Here is a 17,358-nt window from a genome sequence, read left to right on the forward strand (position 1 = left end):
GGGGAGGGGCCGGGCCGCTGCGGTGACCTGTTTCGTCCCCAATGGGAAGGTAACCCCCCTGGCCACAGCAGTATTCCGGTGCGTGAGGGGGAGCAGGAAATGGTTTTTCGAAGCGATCGGACCGCTTTGTCCAGTCTAAGTGACGGGACGTCCCGTCTCGCTGAATTCCGTGCCCCGGGAAGCCGGACTGTGCCCTTCGCCATAGTCCGGGCCGGTTCCGTCCGGTGGCCGTCTCGGCCCCGCGATCAGTCGGGCAGGCCGCAGGCCCGTGCGGCGAACCGCCACACCGCCGCACCCACCACGGGGTCCACGCTCCGCCACCCCGGGCCGCCCATGCCGGTATGGCCCGCGCCCGCGACGCCCGCGATGCCACCGGTCACCACGGGGTCCCCGCGCAGGCCGTTGCGCGGCCCGTAGAACTGTCCGCCCCGTGCGTGCGGAGAGGTCGCCGCGTAGACCGCGGGCAGCGCCCCCCGGTCGTTGCCCTGGGCCCACGGAAACTGCAGCAGGTCCAGGGTGGTGGGGGTGGGCGGGGTGAACACCGGTCCCGCCTGTGGGGCCAGCACCGGCAGCGAGTATCCCGGGTGCGCGACCAGACCGGTGGCCGTCGAGGCGCGCTCGGCCAAACGGCGCTGGAGTTCGAACCCCAAGGCCTGGGCGACCAGCTTGGACTGGGCGTAGGCCCGCCATCCCGCGTAGGAACGCTCCAGCTCCAGGTCGTCCGGGGTGGGGCGGACCAGCTTGGCCGACATCGACCCCATCCAGACACACCGTCCCCCCGCGCGTTCCAGGGCGCCCAACGCCCCGTGCGTCAGCGCCAGGTGCCCCAGCGCGTTGGTGGCCAGCGTGAGTTCGTGTCCGTCCACGCTGACCTGTCGGTGGGCCGGGGCGATGACCAGCCCCGCGTTGTTGATCAGGGCGTCCAACCGGGGGAGTCGCCCCAGGGTCGCCCCGGCCTCATGGGCGCTCGACAGATCCGAGGTGTCCACGCGGACCACCCGCGTGCGCGCCCCGGGGACCTCCTCGCGCAGGGCCGTGGCGGCGCGTTCGCCGCGTGCGGTGTCACGGCACAGCAGGACGACCTCGGCCCCCGCCCGGGCCAGGTGCAGGGCGATCCAGAGTCCGATCCCCGAACTCGCCCCCGTCACCGCGATCGTCCTGTCGTCCAGTCTCGGCGGTCGCCACATGCGCGCCCCTCCCCGTCACTCTTGGCCGATCCGGGCAGCCTAGACGTGACGGCGCGGTCTGTCCGGAACCGGGGTGGGTGCCGGCGTGGGCAGCGATGGGCTCGGCCGGTGCGTGGTCCGGGCGCGCGGGCCGCGGCGCGGACGTCGGGGACCGCGGGGGAAGGGAGCCGATCGGGCTGCGGGCAACCCCGAGGCGGCCGGCCCGCCACGCCGCACCCAGGGGAGCGGGGCGACCCGTGGGAAGGCGCGCGTGTCCTCCGACGCCCTCCCCCGTGGCCGGTTCCGCCGCACCACCGGTGGGGTCGACCCCGACATCGGGTGGGACGGTGGCCTGAGGGGAGCTCCCGACCCATGACGAATCTACGACGTAAAGGCGCGGGGTCGGTTCACCGACACGAGCCGTACACGACACTCAATGCGCGGGCACCGACACACAGGCCATCTCGGTGTCCTGCTCCGCCCACACCTCGCCGGGGGAGTGCTCGGGAACGTGCAGCAGTTCGCCCGGGCCGGCGGTGAACGTCGCTCCCTGACCGTGGATGCTCACGGCTCCTCGGAGCACGACCCACACCTCGGAGTAGGGGGCCGGAAGCGGAGCGCGCTCACCTTGGGCGAACCGGGCGAAATAGGCGCTCAGTGGCCCCCCTTCGTGTGCCTCGACCACGGGGCCGAGGCGGATCGCGTGGTCGCCGAACCGTTGCCATCCCTCGATCCGCTCGGGTCGGAAACGGCGGACGGTGCCCTCGGTCCTGGTCATGTCTCTCCTCGTGTGGTCGGGCGGCAGGGGAGACCCGCGTGGCGTGGCATCGGCGCGTTCCGGACATCGGAAGTCGGACACCCGACGCCCCGTGCGGCGCCGAGCCCGCGGCACGGACCCGCGCCGGTCGCGTGCACCGATCGCCCCGCCACATCCGGGCGCCGGGCGGACGACACCGGATCGCCGGGCCCGTGCCGCCCTGGGGAGGTGCGGCGGCGCCGGACGCCCCTGCCCTCTCGTGTCCAGTGAAGAACCTCGACCGCACTCGAGGTCAAGACCTTCGCGCCGGGTCTCGGGTCACGGATCGGAACGGCCCGAAGACGCGACACCCCACGAGGGGCGTATCCTCTTCCGGCGCGGGCGAGGAGAATGTCCCTTATGGACTTCTCCGATCCCCTGCCGACGTCCACCAGTGAGGACGAGCGCGCGAGCGCCGCCCGGGTGGCGCTGCTGCCGGTGGGCAGCCTCGAACAGCACGGCCCGCACCTGCCATTGACCACGGACACCGTCATCGCCTCCGCGCTGGCCCAGAGCCTCGCCGACGCCCATCCCGGCCTGCGGGTGCTGCCTCCACTGGCCTTCGGCTGCTCCCACGAACACGAGGCCTGGCCCGGGACGGTCAGCGTTTCGGCGCCCACCCTGTACGCGATGGCCGCCGACATCGCCGCGTCCCTGCGCAAGGCCGGCACCCCCAAACTGGTCCTGGTCAACGGACACGGAGGCAACCACGTCCTGGCCAACCTGGTGCAGGCCTCGGGCGGCGACATGGCGCTCTTCCCCGGACCGCACGACTGGGAGGCCGCCCGTCGCGCGGCGGCGATGAGCACCACCAACGACCGGGACATGCACGCGGGTGAACTGGAGACCTCGGTGTTGCTGCACGTGCGGCCCGATCTGGTGCGGTCCGGATACGAGGAGGCCGACCACCTCGCCGACCGGCGCGACCACATGCTCACCACCGGCCTGGCCCGCTACACCCGCTCCGGGGTCGTGGGTCTGCCCTCACGCGCCACGGCGACCGAGGGTCGTGACCTCCTGGCCCACCTCGTCACGCTCTTCACCGGGTACCTGGGCGTCCTCGACCCGAAGTAGCCGCCACACCAGCACCAGCGCGCCGGGAAGGGCCGCGACCAAAGCCAGGAGCCCGTACGTGACCGACACGGTCAGCCCCGCCTGCGCCCCCAGGCCGGCCGCGCCGAAGGCCAACGCCGTGACCGCCTCGCGCGGCCCCCAGCCACCGACGTTGGCCGGCACGCTCATCGCCACGAGCGCCACCACCAGCAAGGGCAGGAGCAGGAGCGCCGGGGTGGTGACCCCCGTCGAGCGGGCGGCGACCAGGAACAGGGCCAGGTGTCCGGAGAGCGCCGCCACCGACAGGAGCACCACACCCGGGCCCGTCGCCATCGTGAACAGACCGGCCCGGGTGTCGCTCACCGTCGCGGACAGCGTCCGCCACCAGCGGGCACCGCGCCGCCGCCCGACCAGCCGACCGACGGCGACCACCAGCGCCGCCACCACGAACAGGCCCACCGAGGCGGCCACCGTCAGCAGTCCCGGTCCCAGCAGGGCGGTGGGCAGCGTGAACAGCAGGACCGTGCAGGTGACGGCGAGCACCGACTGCCCGGCCATCCGTTCCAACACCACGGCGCGCACACCACGGGGCAGGTCACCGGCGTAACGGCCGTGACTCACGGCCCGGTGCACGTCACCGAGCACACCCGCGGGCAGCACGGCGTTGAGGAAGACGGCGCGGTAGTAGTCGCCCACAGCCCGCCCCCACGGAAGGCACAGCCCCACCCCGCGTGCCACCAGGACCCAGCGCGAGGCGCACAGCACGGTGGTGACGGCGCCGATGACCAACGCCGCCGCCACTGCCGGGGCGTCGACCGCCTCGAACGCGTCGGTGAACGCCTCCAGGGGGTACCACCACACCACCCCGGCCAGCACGGCCAGTCCGAGTAGGGGGCGTACGAGTCTCGGACGTCGCCACCACGGGAGCGGCCCGTCCGCCCGGGACGGTTCCGCCTGCCACCACCTGCGCCTCATGGGTGTTCCGTGGCCCCCTCGGGAAGGACCAGGAGGTCGGTGTGGTGCACGATGACACCGAGTTCGCCCCGTCCGCACGCGCCCAGCCGGCGCTCCAGGTACCCGTGCGGCGCCGCGGCGGGTTCCTGCTCCCGGGCGGCGCCGACCCAGCCGCGCAGCCAGGCGAGCCCCAGCGGGGCACGATCATGCCCCAGGCGCCAGGGGCTCGTGAAGGTCAGTGTCCGGTGGCCCCGTTCCCGGAACATCTCCTCGGCCACCCCGACGGCGTCCGGTCCCAGGCGCCCGCCGCGACGCTGGTGGGCGTTGAAGGCGGTGGTGAGCGGCGGATCGGCCGGGTCGCTCGGGAACAGTTCCACCCGACCCGTCACCGACAGGGTGAACAGGGCCGCGCAGCCGGCCCCGGTCACGGCATCGGCCACGGACTCCAGGGCGTCCCGGGTGAGCACGTCCAGCAGAGCGGAGCCGGTGACCAGGTCGACGTCGAGCAGGTCCCGTCCGGTGATCGACCCCAGGTCGCGCAGGCACATCCGGGACCGCACCGGGGCCCCGTCCGCCGAGCGGGTGGGCATACGCGCCCCGGCCGTCGACAGCAGACCGGGGTCGATGTCGTACAGGACCCAGGTCTGGGCCCCGGGGAGCCTCGGTGCCAACCAACGCCCCTGGGATCCGGTGCCGCACCCCAGGTCGACGACTCTGAGGGGGTGGGTACCCGGGCCGGTGCCGCGCTCGGCCAGGTGGGCGCGGAGCGGGTCCAGCGCCGCGGTGGCACGGGCCTCGGCGTCGGCCTCCTCGCGTAGGGCCAACCAGTCCGGCTCGAAGGCCGGCAGGGGGTTCTCGGACACGGAACTCATCGGGACTCCTCCCGGTGGAGTGCGGCCGTCGGTGGACGGGCGCCTCCTACCAGAGTGCCGGCTGGATACGGGCGGGGAGGTCCGAACCGGCGAGCCCGGGACCTGGGCCGTCATTCCGGTCCTGCCCCGGGCGCGATCCCGCGGGGTCGATCGGGGCTCCGGTCCGGGGCCACCGGGACGTGGTGGGGGTGACGTCTGGCCCGGGATGGGCCGTCCGAGTGCGCTCGGCGTCGTCGCCCCGGTGTTCACCGGCGCACGGGTCACCGTCCCGCAGCGCGCGTGGCCGGTCCGTTCCGGGGGCCGACCGGACATCGCGGATCCGATCGCCGGCGCGAGCCGGCAAGGGCCTTGGTCGGTCGCACCCCCGGCCCTCGTGGTACCGGGCCCACGGCCGGGGCCCGTCCGCCGGCGGTGGGGGAACGCACCGGCCCACCGCACGAGACTCGGGCCGGTGCCGGAATCCGCTCCGGCGCCGGCCCGTACCGGTCAGGCCTTCTTGGCCAGCCCCGCGTACTGGGGGACGTCGCGGAGGCTGCCCACCTCGGTGGGCTCGGGGCGCCAGTGGAACACCGAGACGACACCGGGGTCGATCAGTTCCAGGTCCTCGAAGTAGGAACCGAACTCGGGCACCGAGCGCATGATGTAGGGCTGGGCGACCTGCTCCTGCCACAGCTTCATGCCCTCGAGCGCGTTCGCGTCGGGCGCGGCGCCGCCGTCGTCACCGAACACGCCGTCGCAGATCGCCACGAGGCTGCCGGCCGGCAGCGCGTCGACGTAGGCGCGCACCAGTTCGAGCGCCTGGTCGTGCTCGAAGTGACCCATGGTCCCCATGAGGGTGAGCAGGATCGGACGGTCGAAGTCGAGGGTCTCCCGGGCCGCGTCCAGGACCGCGTCCACCTCCCGCAGGTCCTCGCCGACGAACTGGGTCCGACCCTGCTCGGTGCCGGTCAGCAGCGCGCGGGCGTGGGCCAGGACGAGGGGGTCGTTGTCGACGTAGACCACGCGGGCCTCGGGGTTGAGCGTCTGGGCGACCTCGTGGGTGTTGTTGGCGGTGGGCAGACCGGTGCCCACGTCCAGGAACTGGTCGATGCCCTCCTGCTGGATCGCGTAGGTCACCGAGCGGCGCAGGAAGAGCCGGTCCCCGGTGGCCACGTCGACGACCTGGGGGAAGAGCGCCTTCACCCGATCGCCGATCTCGCGGTCGACGGGGTAGTTGTCCTTGCCGCCGAGCCAGTAGTTCCAGACCCGTGCCGTGTGGGCGACGCTGGAGTCGATGGGGGTGTCGGTCATGGGGGCCTCTCGATCGGGGATGGCGTGGCGGTCGGTACCCGAAGTCTGGTCCCCTGACGGGTCCGTTCGCAACCCCGAAAGCCCGGTCACGCCGGGCTTCTCGTGTGAACGCGCCCCACCGTGGGGGCCGGTGGGGCGCGGTGGTCCGGGTCAGGTGCGGGACCGGGGGGAGGCGTCCCGTTCCGGGGTGTCGGGAGCCGGAGCGTCGTCTCCGGTCGGTGCCCCGTCGACGGCCCGCTCCGCGGCGTCCGAGGAGGCGTCGTCCCGCTCCTGGACCGGGAGGGTGTCCTCCCGCTCGGTGTCGGGCAGGTCGATGGTGTCGCGCAGGCGCACGTCCGGCAGGAAGAAGGCGACGGCGAGGCCGACCACGGCGATGCCGGTGGCGACGAGGAACAGGTCGCCGGTAGCCGCGCCGTAGGCGTTCTCCACGATGGTGCGCAGGAACGGTGGCATGCCCGCCAGGTCCAGTGTGCTGCCGTCCGTCGCGCCTTCGGGGATCGGAACGCCGGAGGAGGACAGACCGGCGGCGATGTCGTCGCTCACCCGGTGGGCGAGGATGGCGCCGAGCACCGACACACCGATGGTGCCGCCGAGCGAACGGAAGAAGGTGACCGATCCACTGGCGGCACCGAGCTCGTGCAGGGGCACGGAGTTCTGTACCACCAGCACCAGGTTCTGCATGGACATGCCCACGCCGACGCCGACGGCGAGCATGCCCAGCGACACCACGGGCAGGGGCGTGGTGGCGTCGATGGTGGACAGCGCCAGGAAGCCGACGGTGAGGACCACCAGGCCGGTGAGCACGTACGGCTTGACCCGGCCGGAGCGGGAGACCATCCACCCGGCGACGGTGGAGGCGCCCATCGTGCCGAGCATGAGCGGGGTGGTGAGCAGTCCGGCCGCGGTGGGCGAGTACCCGCGCGCCAGCTGGAAGTACTGGCCGAGGAAGACGGCCCCGCCGAACATGGCCATGCCCACGGCCACGCTGGCCAGGATCGCGATGGCGGTCTCGCGTCGCGTCACCAGGTGCAGGGGGATGACGGGTTGGCCGACGCGGCTCTCGACCCACACGGCCAGGGTCAGCAGGGTGAGGCCGCCGAGGACCATCGCGGCGGTCTGCCAGGACAGCCAGGCGAAGGAGCCGCCGACGAAGGTGACCCACAACAGCAGGGTGCTGACCCCGGCGGCGATGAGGGTGGCGCCGACGTAGTCCACGCGGGTGCCGGGCACGCGCGCGTCCACCAGGTGCAGGGTGCGGGCGAGCACCACCAGGGCCACCAGCATGAACGGCACGCCGACGAAGAAGCACCAGCGCCAGCCCAGCCAGGGTGTGTCGGTGAGGGCTCCGCCGATGAGCGGGCCGCCGACGGTGGCCACGGCCATGACCGACCCGATGAGTCCGTTGAGGCGTCCGCGTTCCTTGGGGCTGACCAGGGCGCCGATGATCACCTGGACCAGGACCTGGGAGGCGCCCATGCCCAGTCCCTGGACGGCGCGGAAGGCGATGAGCTGGCCGGTGTTCTGCGCGAATCCGCACAGGAGGGAGGCCACGATGAACAGGACGATCGAGATCTGCAGGAGCAGCTTCTTGTCGAACAGGTCGGCGAGCCTGCCCCAGACCGGAGTGGAGGCGGTGGACGCGAGGAGCGTCGCGGTCACCACCCACGTGTACTGCGACTGGGTGCCCTGGAGGGATCCGACGATCTGAGGCAGGGCGACCGAGACGATCGTGCCGCTGAGCATCGTCACGCCCAGCACGATCAGGAGCCCCACGAGGCTGCGCTTGACCGATGTGCGTGCGGTGCCCTGGGGTTGAGGAGTGCTCAAGGGCTGACCTTTGGAAGGAGAACGTGCCGGAGGAGAGAACCTGCTTCCGGGGCAAAAATACAGAGTGAGCATTTTTGCAGTTTCTGCACGATATCACTCGCCATGTCGGCGCCGGGAGAGGGCGGGAGCGAGAAGCCCGCCACATCCGCGCCCGGGGTCGGTCGGCGGGTGACGGGCGACCGGCGGGGCGGTGTCTCCCTCACACCCGGTCGAGGACCTCCTCCAGTGCACGGGCCGCCTCGGACCAGTCCGCGAGCCCGGCCCGACGCGCGTGCGCCGCGACGCGCAGCCGCCGGCGCAGCGCGGGGTCGGTCAGCCACGCGCGCAGCGCCCCGGAGAGCGCCTCGGGATCGCCCGCCGGCACCAGAAGCCCCGGCACGCCGTGGTCGGGGGTCTGCCCCAGCGCCTCGGGCACACCGCCCACGGCGCTGGCCACCACCGGGATCCCCCGGGCCAGCGCCTCGGTGACGACCATCCCGTAGGTCTCGGCCAAGGAGGGCAGCACCAGCAGGTCGGTACGGTCGTAGGCCGCGTCCAGATCGGAGCCGTGCAGGGGGCCGGTGAAGCGCACGCGCTCCGGCGCCGGCGTCAGGGGGGTGCCCGGTCCGACACAGACGCAGGTCCAGTCGAGGTCGGCCAGGCCTTCGAGGGCCTGGAAGAGCACCCGGTGTCCCTTGCGCGGGGTCAACGACGCCACGCAGGACAACCGAGGTGAGGACGCGGAGCCCTCGGGCCGCGGGCGGCCACCGCCGGCGAGCGAGGCCGCGTCGACGCCCGGGGGGACCACGTGCACCGTGCGCAGGTCGTGGTGCTCCCGCAGGTGTCGGGCGGCCCACGCGCCGGTGGCCACGACCCCGGCGCACGCCCGGAGGACGCGGCGTTCCCGTGCGTCCAGGTCCCGGGCCTCGTCGGCCGGCAGACCGCTCTCCCGGGCCAGGGGCAGGTGCACCACCACCACGACGCGCAGGCGACGTGTCCGCGCGACCACGACCTCGGGCACTCCGCAGGCCACCAACCCGTCGATCAGCACCGGGGCGCCGTCGGGGACCGCGTCCAGGACCCGCTCCAGGGACCGGACGGCCGCCGGGTCCGGTCGGGGCCAGGTGCCGGGCACGGGAACGGTCCGTGTCCGTGTCCCGGCCTTGTCGATGCGCAGGTCGTACAGGGTGCCACCGCTGGGAGTGTCGGTGTTCGGCACCACGAACGGGATCCTCACAGGAGGCGTTCGTAGGCGGCCCAGGCCACGTGCGATTCGTGCAGGGTCACCGAGATCGCGGCCAGTCCCCGCGCGTGCGGTCCCAGTGCCCCGCTCGCGACGCGCTCGGCCATGCGGTCGGCGATCACCTTGGCCAGGAACTCGGTGGAGGTGTTCACCCCGGCGAACTCGGGGACCTCGTCCAGGTTGCGGTAGTTGAGCTCGGCCAGGATCGCCCCCAGTTCGCGGGTGGCCGCGCCGATGTCCACCACGATGTTGTCGGGATCCAACTCCGGGCGGCGCAGGGTCGCGTCCACCACGAACGTCGCTCCGTGCAGGGCCTGGGCGGGGCCGAACACCTCACCGGTGAAGCTGTGCGCGACCATCAGGTGGTCGCGGACGGTGACGCTGAACAAGCGGTCCTCCTCGGTTCGTGGGTGGTTCGTCGACCGCGACCGGACGGTGGGGCGTCCGGCCGGTCCACAGGGTCGCTCAGGCGTGGTCGTGTCGGGGGACGTCGTAGACCACCCGGTGGCAGAGGGCGGGCAGGTCGCCCCGGGCCAGCGCGGGCAGGATCCGGGGCAGGTCCTCGAAACCGCTCTCCCCGCTCAGCAGGGCGTCGAAGGCCGGATCGGTGAGCAGCCCCAGGGCCAACGCCAGGCGCTCGGCGTGGTCGTAGCGGGACCGGCGGGCCGGTGAGATCATGCCGACCTGGCTGGCCCGTACCGCCAGGCGGTGGGAGTGGAAATCCTCGCCCAACGGCAGGATGACCCGGCGGTCGCCGTACCAGCTCAGCTCCACCACCTCGCCCTCGGGATGCAGCAGTTCCAGGCTGCGCACCAGACCGGCCTCGCTGGCGCTGGTGTGGAAGACCAGGTCCCGGTCGCCGGCCGCGTCCTGGGGCAGGGCGAACTCGACACCGAGCCGTCCGGCGACCTCGGCGCGGTCGGGGTCCACGTCCACCAGCTGCACGCGGGTTCCGGGGACCCGGGAGACCAGCCGGGCCACGCAGCAGCCCACCATCCCGGCGCCGACCACGGTCACGCGGTCGCCCACCAGTGGTGCGGCGTCCCACAGCGCGTTGACGGCCGTCTCCACGGTGCCGGCCAGGACCGCCCGGTGCGGGGGCACCCCCTCGGGCACCGGAGCCACGGCCGAGACGGGCACCACGAACCGGGTCTGGTGCGGATAGAGGGTGAACACGGTGCGCCCGCGCAGGGCGTCGGGACCTTCCTCCACCACGCCCACGTTCAGGTAGCCGTACTTGAGCGGGCCGGGGAAGTCGCCCTCCTGGAAGGGGGCGCGCATCACCCCGTACTGGTTGGGCGGGACCCCGCCGCCGAAGACCAGGGTCTCGGTGCCGCGACTGATCCCCGAGTACAGGCTGCGCACCAGCACCTGGTCGGGGCCCGGGTCGGGCAGGTCGACCTCCCGGATCTCGCCCTCACCGGGTGAGCGCACCCAGAAGGCGCGCGCGGTCCGTCCCATGCTCAGCTCCCTTCGATGGCGCGGGCCCGGGTGGGGCGCCGACGCCACAGTCCCGCCACGTCGCGTCCGAACGACCACAGCAGTGCGGCCAGTGCTCCGGCGACCGCGGCCGTCGTCATCGGTTCGGGCATTATGCCCGAGACCGCCACCACGAGCACGATCCCCTGTGCGGCGGCCACCACCTTGCGGGCCGTGCTCTCCGGTAGCGGCCCGTGCAACCACGGTGCCGGCCACGAGGCGGCGCCGAACAGGTAGCGCATCGCCCCGATCAACAGCACCCAAGGACCCAGGTCGAAGGCCACCTGCACGCTGAGCACCAGGATGAGGAAGGCATCGGCCTCCATGTCGAAGCGCGCTCCGAAGTCGGAGGAGGTGCGGGTACCACGGGCCACCTCTCCGTCGACGGCGTCCAGGATGAGCGCCGGCACCACCACCGACACCAGCGCCCAGGTGTGGGCGCCGTCGACGACCAGGGCCGTGGCCGCGCCGATGAGCACGACCCGGGCCAGGGTCACCATGTCCGCGGGGCCCAGGGGGCAGCGCCCGTACCGGTGCATCGCGGGCACGAGCAGGGCCGTCACCACGGCCGTGTAGACCGCCGCGGCCGCCCAGCCCAGGACACCCAGGCCCGTCACCACGCCCAACAGGGTCAGCAGGGCGACCTGGGCGGTCAGTGCCCCGGTCCACGGCCAGGTGGTCGTGTCGCTCACGCGCCCTCACCGGGGTGGTGGCCCGAACGGGGACGACCGTCGTGGTGCACGGCGCCTCCGTGGCCGTTGCCGTTCGCCGGTGCGCCGTTCAGGTGGGGCAGGTCGTGGCCCAGACGGTCGCGTTTGGCGGTCAGGTAGTCGATGTTGTCGCCGTGTGCCGCCGCCAGCAGCGGCACACGGGACGCCACCGTCACTCCGTGGTCCCGGAGCGCGCGTACCTTCTCGGGGTTGTTGGACAGCAGCCGGACCGAGCGCACACCCGCGTGGCGCAGGATCCGGGCGGCCGGGGCGTAGTCGCGCACGTCCACCGGCAGGCCCAGCGCGGTGGCCGAGTCCACGGTGTCCAGCCCCTCGTCGTCCTGGAGGGCCATGGTGCGGACCTTGTCGACCAGACCGATCCCGCGCCCCTCCTGACCGCGCAGGTACACCAGGGCCCCGCGCCCCTCGGTCACGATCCGGTCCAGCGCGGCCCGCAGTTGGTCCCCGCACTCACAGCGTAGTGCGCCGAAGACGTCCCCCGTCAGGCACTCCGAGTGCACACGGACCAGGACGTCCTCACCGTCACCGACCTCTCCCAGGACCAGCGCCAGGTGTTCGTGGTCGTCCCCCGGATCACGGAACGCCAGGCATCGAAAGCGCGCGCTGCGCAACACCAGGTCGGACTCGGCGACGTCATCCTCGCCCAGGACGTGTTCGGCCATCGGCCCCCTTCCGCAATCCGGACACGGCACACCCCGGCGCCTGCCCCGCCGCCGGCCCAGTGAAACCTCGGGCGGCCGACACCGGTGGTGCGAGGAGATCGGTCGAGGGGCCCGTCGGGGGTCAGGACGTGCGGGGTGAGCCCGGCGCCGACGGGGTGGGCGCGTCCTCGGGGAGGTCGACCCGGATCTCCCCGCCCAGGGCGGCGTCGCCCTCCAGGGTGAGGGAGTCGCCGCTCCAGAACCGTCCCGGGTCGTAGTAGCCGGCCGGCCTGCCCTGGGGCAGCAGCCCCATCTCCTCGTAGGTCAGGGCGACGACCTCGGCGCAGTACGCGGTCTCCAGACGCCGCTCGCGCGCCTTGCGTCCGAACGGCGTCCTGCCCAGGGCCCAGCGTCCGGCCAGGCGGGCGGTGGAGGGGAAGGGGGTGCCGTTGAGCCGGGCCACCATGCGCAGCGCGGCGTCCTCCATGTCCCGGTCGGCCGTGGGGTCCAGCTGGCGCAGCCATCCCTGCTGTCCGTAACGGCGACCCCACACCAGGACCGCGTCCCGCAGGTCGTGCAGCTGGACACCGCGCTGGTGGGTGCCGGTCCACATGTCCACCAGTGAGCGGCCCAGTTCGGCGTGCCACATCAGCGGGGGGAGGTCGTCGATGACCAGGGACATGCCGACATGGTTGACCGGGCTGTTGGTGGTGATCTGAATGGCCCGGTCGGGCACGCTGGTGCCCCGGAACACCCACAGGTCACCGGTGCGCGTCAACTCCACGGCCTCGTCGAGGGACATGCTCGTGTTCGTCACGGGTCTAGCCTAGGACCATGAAGTGGTGGAAAGCCTGGGGAGTGGCCGCGTTCGTGGGTGTGGCGGCCACCGGAGCGGCGATCGCGCGCGCCGAACGGCAGCGACGCGCCTACACCCCCGACCAGGTCCGGGATCGTCTGCACGCCCGGGCCGCCGAGATACGGGAGGTGAAGGCCCCTGGGGCCGTCGGTGCGGGCGTCGGGGACGATCCGGCCTCCGGCCGTCACTCACGGGGCCGGGCCCGCGGCTGGACGGGCCGTGTGGCGGCCCTGCCGCCGGTGGCCGCGGCCGGCCGACTGTGGCGCCGGGTACGTCGCCGTTGACGCGCGCCGTTCCCCTCCGGGACGTGCGCCGAGACCTCCGTGGTTCAGAGCGCGTGTCGATCGGTGACGGTTGGTCCCGGGGGAGTGCGGGCCGCTAACGAGGGTCTCGACCTCAGGACGTAGTCCAGCAGGTTGCGTTCCAACTCCGGAGCGGGGGCCGACCGCAGCGGCGGTTCGCCCCGGCCGCGGTCCCAGGCCAGGACGTCGGCCGCGGTGGTGGACAGCGGGGTCGAGGGCAGACCGGCCTCACGGGCGCGGGTGGTGTCGCGCTGGAAGAACTGTTCCCGGATCCGGTCCGGGCGGACCAGCGGGAACCGCGCCTTGACCGTGCCCGAGGGCACCAGGATCAGCTCGACGCCGGTCCCGGCCGCCGCGGCGCAGGTGTGGATCATGCCCGCCAGGGTGAGCGGCGCGGCCGGGCCCATGGCGTTGAACACCCCCGAGCGGTCCTCCTCCAGGAGCCGGACCACGAGGTGGGCCAGGTCGCGGGCGTCCAGGACCTGCAACGGTTGGCCCGGGTCGCCCGGCAGGACGACCCGGCCGCCCTTGGCGGCCCGCCGCACCCAGTAGGTGAACTGGTCGAGGTTGTCGTGGGGGCCGGCCAGGACCCCGGGCCGCACGATGGTGGCGCGCTCCCCGAAGCGCGAGGTGAGTTCCCGTTCGCAGGCGACCTTGAGAGGTCCCCGGGTACGGGCCCCGACCACTTCGGAGTCCCACTCGGGTGCCACGAGCGGTGCCGACTCGTCGGCTCCGGGTCCCGCACCGGACGCGTACACGGTGTTGCTGGAGAGGAACAGATAACGCCCCACCCGCTCGTCCAGGACCTCGGCGGCGTGCCGCACGTGCCGGGGAACGGTCCCGCTGACGTCCACCACGGCGTCGAAGGACCGTCCCTCCAGAGCGGACAGGTCGTTCTCGTCCCGGTCGCCCCGCAGCCGTTCCGCGCCGGGGAACAGGTCGGTGCCGGTCCGCCCACGATGGAAGAGCGTGACGTCGTGGTCGCGGTCGAGCGCCTTCGTCACGATGGAGCGGCCGACGAACGAGGTGCCGCCCAGTACGAGAATCCGCATGAAACGAGACTCTAGCCGGAGGTCAGCGCCTCGTCCGGTACCGAGTATCCGGGTGGTTCAGAGGGGTTTGTCGAGAAATCCGACCTTCTCCAGCAGGGTGATGTGGTCGGTGTCCAGGGTGTCGAGGAAGGCGCCGACGTCGCGGTGCGGAGCCCGGTGCAGCGGAGCGCTGGTGCGCAACAGCCCCACCTGGGACAGGCCCTCCCCGCCCAGTCGCGAGGCGGGGGTGGCGGGCGGATCGACCCGGTACAGGCGCCAGGCGCTGCCCCGTGGCGCGGAGGCCAACAGCATCATCGGCCGTTTCCACACCAGCAACGCCCACGCCTTGGGACCCTGGGCGTGCACCAGGACGGGGGCGACCTCCTGGTCCAGGAGTTCGACGACCCGGGCGGCGACCGGGACCGGGTTGGTGAACGACCCGTGGATCCGGTACACACCGGAGTCGACCTCGCACGTCCACCCCGACGCCTCCAGCTCTTCGGTGATCCGAGTGGGGAGGTCGTCGTCGCCGTCCGGGGCCGGTTCGGGCGGTGCGTCCGCCGGGACCAGGGCGGTCAACGCGGCCCCGTCCGCCCGGGTCAGGGCGCCCAGGTGCGAACCGAGCGTCAGGGCCCGCCGCCCCTCCGGTCCGACCCACTCCAGGAGCCCGCCGTGTCGGGGGAAACCGTCGGGGACCGAGCGCGACGTGGCCTCCAGGCCGGCCTCGGACAGGGACCGCAGGGTCTCCTCGGTGTCCTCCTTCGGCCAGTCCTGCGGCACCATCAGTTCCACCTCGGTGGGTGCCAGCCGCTCGCCCAGGGAACGCAGTGTCGCGGTGACGGCACCGCGCAGCGGGGCGTACAGACACAACCGGTCCACCGGCCCCCGGGGCAGGTGGGAGAGCAGGGGACCCTCCAGGTCGTGCAGGCTCCGGGCCGGGCCGTCGACCGGTGCGGTCAACAGCAGGTCCTCCAAGCGTTCGGCCACCTCGGTCAGCCGTCGGGCCACGGCGTCCGGGACCGACGGGGTCCCCGCGCGGCCGCGTAGCCACGCCCCCAGGTCGTCGAAGGCCCAGGGGACCCCCTCGGGTCCGCCGCGCACGACGGTCCAGGGGCGTCGCGGTGCGGCCGGGGCGCCGCCGCCGAAGGCCGCCGTCACGTGCCCGTCGCCCACCAGCAGGACCAGTTCGGGCAGCGGGTGAGGGGTGGTGCGTTCGATGAGGGCGAGGGTGCGGTCCGGTCGGGACACCGCCGCGGGCTCCGCTCCGGGAGCGGCGGCGCCGAGAACGGTCACGGCGGCGCCCTTCTCGTGGGCGGCCGGCAGCACGTCCCGCTCCAGTGCGGGCAGGTCGAGGTCGGTGCCGATCAGGACGAACTCGTGCAGAGCCGAACCGTCGGTGCGGGAGGGCCACTCGCGTAGCAGGGCGAGCGGGGACACGGACACGACAGGACCTCTTCTCACGCCGGGATCGCCGTCGAGTCTAGGGGAGGGCCCGGCCGCACCCGGGACCGGCTCCACTCTGGACGGCGCGTGGGGCGTCGGGACGGTCACCGTGCGCGGGGGCACGCGGTCGCGGTGGGGCCGGAACGAGGGTGTGCGGCGCGTCGACGGAGGTGTCCACCGGGAGCACGACGCGTGGTCGAGAACCGTTGCCGGTGATCCGCTCACCCCCGTATGCCGCCCCCGGGGGAGGATGGGACCATGGTGGCGATGTCCGAGAGCCCGCCGTGTCGACCGCTGCGCGCCGGGGTGTTCACCCTGGTGTGCGCGAGCCTGTCCGCGATCGGGCACGCCGTGGGGTCCGGGCAGGACGTGCCCCTGTTCGGCCTGCTGCTCGGCGGTGCCGTGGTGCTGGCCATGGCCTGGGCCTCCACCGTGCGTCGACTCGGGCTGTGGGCGCTGACGGCCCGCATGCTCTGGGGCCAGTTCGCCCTCCACGTCACCTTCAGCGCCACCCAGGGGTGGGTCGGCGGTCACGCCGACCACGCCGCGGCGGTGCTCTCCCCGAGCACGATGCCGGCGTGGACGATGATCTCCCTGCACGTGGTCATGGCCCTGGTGAGCGCCTGGTGGCTGCGGTTGGGTGAGGACGCCCTCTTCGCGTTCCTGCGGTTCATGGCGTTGTCCCTCGTACCGCTGTTGTTGGTGGTCGGAGCACTGCCGCGCCCCGAGCCGGTGGCGGTGCCCCGGTTCGTCCCGGTCGACGAGCCGTTCGTCGCCGGCCCATCGTGTCTGCGCCACACCCGTGTGCTGCGGGGCCCACCCCTGGCCCTCGCCGCCTGACCCGGGTACGGGCGCGTGCCGGGCCCCTCCGGCCCCGTCGCCCGTGAGCCGACCACCGTCGGCCCATGCTCCCGTGCCCGTCGTCGGGCGCGTCCTCGGTGTACCCGCGGTGTCCCGACACCGCCGACCCCGGACGCCCGCGATCCCGACCCCCGGCGTGAGTCCGTCTCCGCCGTGCCGTGGTCGGTCGATCGCGTGTGCCATGACGGAGAGCACAACGGACATGACCCCACGTGAAGCCACCGCGTGCCCACCCCGCACGCCTCGATCCGCGCGCCCACCCGCCTCCTCGGGCGACGAACACCCCGAACTGCGCCGACTGGCCCTGGGCGCCGGGCGGGGCGTCCCCGGTGCGGCCGACGCCCTGTTCGCGCTGACCCGCGAGGACGTACGACGCTACATCGCCCGACGTGTCGACCCCGCCTGGGTGGAGGACCTGATCCAGGAGACCTGTGTCCGGGCCCTGCGCGGTCTGCCCCGCTACGCGGGGCGGGCGCCCGTGCGCGCCTGGTTGCTGTCGGTGGCCCGCCACACCGTGGTGGACCGCTACCGCCTGCGCGAACGCACCCCCCGCACCGATCCGGTCGCCGACTTCGAGTGCGCCCTCGGTGCGCGGGCCGGCGCCCCCGGCCGCTTCGACGAGTACCTCGCTCTGGCGTCCCTGCTGGACGAACTGCCTCGCGAACGACGCACCGCGTTCGTCCTCACCCAGATCCACCGGGTGTCCTACGCCGAGGCCGCCGCCCTGACCGGGGTGCCCGTCGGCACCGTCCGGTCCCGGGTGGCGCGCGGTCGCCGAGACCTGGTCCGCCTGTTGCGCGAGGCCGCGTGAACACGCACACCGACCCCTTCCCC

The 17,358-nt window shown here is 73.3% G+C and carries 18 protein-coding genes; 4 read left to right on the top strand and 14 right to left on the bottom strand.

All coding sequences use genetic code 11. The annotated features are described in order from the left end of the window. Positions 1-245 precede the first annotated feature (245 nt). Together DSY14_RS19915 and DSY14_RS19920 are read right to left on the bottom strand one after the other, a co-directional pair. Positions 246-1,187, bottom strand: a complete 942-nt coding sequence (locus DSY14_RS19915; RefSeq protein ID WP_211718113.1) for an SDR family NAD(P)-dependent oxidoreductase — start codon at positions 1,185-1,187, stop codon at positions 246-248. 412 nt (positions 1,188-1,599) lie between these two features. Further along, positions 1,600-1,944 carry an AraC family ligand binding domain-containing protein gene (locus DSY14_RS19920; RefSeq protein WP_211718114.1) on the bottom strand — a complete coding sequence of 115 codons (345 nt, stop codon included), beginning with the start codon at positions 1,942-1,944 and terminating at the stop codon, positions 1,600-1,602. Positions 1,945-2,322: 378 nt separating this feature from the next. Here DSY14_RS19920 and DSY14_RS19925 point away from each other — a divergent pair, with 378 nt between their 5' ends. After that, entirely contained in the window at positions 2,323-3,036 is a 714-nt protein-coding gene (locus tag DSY14_RS19925; protein ID WP_211718115.1) for a creatininase family protein, read from the top strand. On the opposite strand, the gene DSY14_RS19930 is transcribed toward DSY14_RS19925, so the two are convergent. The 10 genes from DSY14_RS19930 to DSY14_RS19975 all read right to left on the bottom strand — a co-directional run bounded on the left by DSY14_RS19930 (position 2,947) and on the right by DSY14_RS19975 (position 12,833). After that, positions 2,947-3,990 carry a lysylphosphatidylglycerol synthase transmembrane domain-containing protein gene (locus DSY14_RS19930; RefSeq protein WP_211718116.1) on the bottom strand — a complete coding sequence of 348 codons (1,044 nt, stop codon included), beginning with the start codon at positions 3,988-3,990 and terminating at the stop codon, positions 2,947-2,949. The genes DSY14_RS19925 and DSY14_RS19930 overlap by 90 nt on opposite strands. After that, entirely contained in the window at positions 3,987-4,841 is an 855-nt protein-coding gene (locus DSY14_RS19935; RefSeq protein ID WP_211718117.1) for a class I SAM-dependent methyltransferase, read from the bottom strand. Before DSY14_RS19935 ends, DSY14_RS19930 begins: the two co-directional genes overlap by 4 nt. Positions 4,842-5,327: 486 nt before the next feature. Beyond that, positions 5,328-6,131 (bottom strand): SAM-dependent methyltransferase, encoded by an 804-nt coding sequence (locus tag DSY14_RS19940; RefSeq protein WP_211718118.1) that lies wholly within the window; start codon positions 6,129-6,131, stop codon positions 5,328-5,330. A gap of 150 nt (positions 6,132-6,281) precedes the next feature. Beyond that, a complete protein-coding gene (locus DSY14_RS19945) occupies positions 6,282-7,958 on the bottom strand; it encodes an MDR family MFS transporter (protein WP_249188163.1) in 1,677 nt (558 codons plus the stop codon). 199 nt (positions 7,959-8,157) lie between these two features. Beyond that, positions 8,158-9,174: a glycosyltransferase family 4 protein gene (locus DSY14_RS19950; RefSeq protein ID WP_211718120.1), complete on the bottom strand. Its 1,017-nt coding sequence runs from the start codon at positions 9,172-9,174 to the stop codon at positions 8,158-8,160. Next, positions 9,171-9,569 (bottom strand): 6-carboxytetrahydropterin synthase, encoded by a 399-nt coding sequence (locus DSY14_RS19955; RefSeq protein ID WP_211718121.1) that lies wholly within the window; start codon positions 9,567-9,569, stop codon positions 9,171-9,173. The genes DSY14_RS19950 and DSY14_RS19955 overlap by 4 nt, the downstream gene beginning before the upstream one ends. 76 nt (positions 9,570-9,645) lie before the next feature. After that, positions 9,646-10,641: a zinc-binding alcohol dehydrogenase gene (locus tag DSY14_RS19960; RefSeq protein ID WP_211718122.1), complete on the bottom strand. Its 996-nt coding sequence runs from the start codon at positions 10,639-10,641 to the stop codon at positions 9,646-9,648. A gap of 2 nt (positions 10,642-10,643) precedes the next feature. After that, complete coding sequence (locus DSY14_RS19965) at positions 10,644-11,351, bottom strand: CDP-alcohol phosphatidyltransferase family protein (RefSeq protein WP_307851280.1); 708 nt, start codon at positions 11,349-11,351, stop codon at positions 10,644-10,646. Beyond that, entirely contained in the window at positions 11,348-12,052 is a 705-nt protein-coding gene (locus DSY14_RS19970) for a GTP cyclohydrolase II (protein ID WP_211718123.1), read from the bottom strand. Before DSY14_RS19970 ends, DSY14_RS19965 begins: the two co-directional genes overlap by 4 nt. A 121-nt stretch (positions 12,053-12,173) precedes the next feature. Next, positions 12,174-12,833, bottom strand: coding sequence for a hypothetical protein (locus DSY14_RS19975; RefSeq protein ID WP_211718129.1), 660 nt, complete (start codon positions 12,831-12,833; stop codon positions 12,174-12,176). Between the two features lie 56 nt (positions 12,834-12,889). On the opposite strand from DSY14_RS19975, the gene DSY14_RS19980 reads away from it, so the two are divergent. Beyond that, the gene (locus DSY14_RS19980; RefSeq protein ID WP_211718130.1) at positions 12,890-13,171 is read left to right on the top strand and encodes a hypothetical protein; all 282 of its coding nucleotides are present in this window, start codon (positions 12,890-12,892) and stop codon (positions 13,169-13,171) included. Between the two features lie 44 nt (positions 13,172-13,215). On the opposite strand, the gene DSY14_RS19985 is transcribed toward DSY14_RS19980, so the two are convergent. Together DSY14_RS19985 and DSY14_RS19990 are read right to left on the bottom strand one after the other, a co-directional pair. Then, entirely contained in the window at positions 13,216-14,241 is a 1,026-nt protein-coding gene (locus tag DSY14_RS19985; protein ID WP_211718124.1) for an NAD-dependent epimerase/dehydratase family protein, read from the bottom strand. A gap of 57 nt (positions 14,242-14,298) precedes the next feature. Next, positions 14,299-15,663, bottom strand: coding sequence for a hypothetical protein (locus DSY14_RS19990; RefSeq protein ID WP_211718125.1), 1,365 nt, complete (start codon positions 15,661-15,663; stop codon positions 14,299-14,301). A gap of 258 nt (positions 15,664-15,921) precedes the next feature. Between DSY14_RS19990 and DSY14_RS19995 the strand changes: the two genes are divergently transcribed. Beyond that, positions 15,922-16,503: a hypothetical protein gene (locus DSY14_RS19995; RefSeq protein ID WP_211718126.1), complete on the top strand. Its 582-nt coding sequence runs from the start codon at positions 15,922-15,924 to the stop codon at positions 16,501-16,503. 223 nt (positions 16,504-16,726) lie between these two features. Further along, a complete protein-coding gene (locus DSY14_RS20000; RefSeq protein WP_211718127.1) occupies positions 16,727-17,335 on the top strand; it encodes a sigma-70 family RNA polymerase sigma factor in 609 nt (202 codons plus the stop codon). Positions 17,336-17,358 lie beyond the last annotated feature (23 nt).

Origin of the sequence: Nocardiopsis sp. MG754419, assembly GCF_018207095.1 — a bacterium.
Classification (GTDB): Bacteria; Actinomycetota; Actinomycetes; order Streptosporangiales; family Streptosporangiaceae; genus Nocardiopsis.

Bases quoted from the DNA above. Each gene is read 5' to 3' on its own strand.
- DSY14_RS19930 (WP_211718116.1), bottom strand. From the start codon at position 3,990: ATGAGGCGCAGGTGGTGGCAGGCGGAACCGTCCCGGGCGGACGGGCCG.
- DSY14_RS19920 (WP_211718114.1), bottom strand. From the start codon at position 1,944: ATGACCAGGACCGAGGGCACCGTCCGCCGTTTCCGACCCGAGCGGATC.
- DSY14_RS19975 (WP_211718129.1), bottom strand. From the start codon at position 12,833: ATGTCCCTCGACGAGGCCGTGGAGTTGACGCGCACCGGTGACCTGTGG.
- DSY14_RS19960 (WP_211718122.1), bottom strand. From the start codon at position 10,641: ATGGGACGGACCGCGCGCGCCTTCTGGGTGCGCTCACCCGGTGAGGGC.
- DSY14_RS19940 (WP_211718118.1), bottom strand. From the start codon at position 6,131: ATGACCGACACCCCCATCGACTCCAGCGTCGCCCACACGGCACGGGTC.
- DSY14_RS19995 (WP_211718126.1), top strand. From the start codon at position 15,922: ATGGTGGCGATGTCCGAGAGCCCGCCGTGTCGACCGCTGCGCGCCGGG.
- DSY14_RS19915 (WP_211718113.1), bottom strand. From the start codon at position 1,187: ATGTGGCGACCGCCGAGACTGGACGACAGGACGATCGCGGTGACGGGG.
- DSY14_RS20000 (WP_211718127.1), top strand. From the start codon at position 16,727: ATGACCCCACGTGAAGCCACCGCGTGCCCACCCCGCACGCCTCGATCC.
- DSY14_RS19970 (WP_211718123.1), bottom strand. From the start codon at position 12,052: ATGGCCGAACACGTCCTGGGCGAGGATGACGTCGCCGAGTCCGACCTG.
- DSY14_RS19985 (WP_211718124.1), bottom strand. From the start codon at position 14,241: ATGCGGATTCTCGTACTGGGCGGCACCTCGTTCGTCGGCCGCTCCATC.
- DSY14_RS19935 (WP_211718117.1), bottom strand. From the start codon at position 4,841: ATGAGTTCCGTGTCCGAGAACCCCCTGCCGGCCTTCGAGCCGGACTGG.
- DSY14_RS19925 (WP_211718115.1), top strand. From the start codon at position 2,323: ATGGACTTCTCCGATCCCCTGCCGACGTCCACCAGTGAGGACGAGCGC.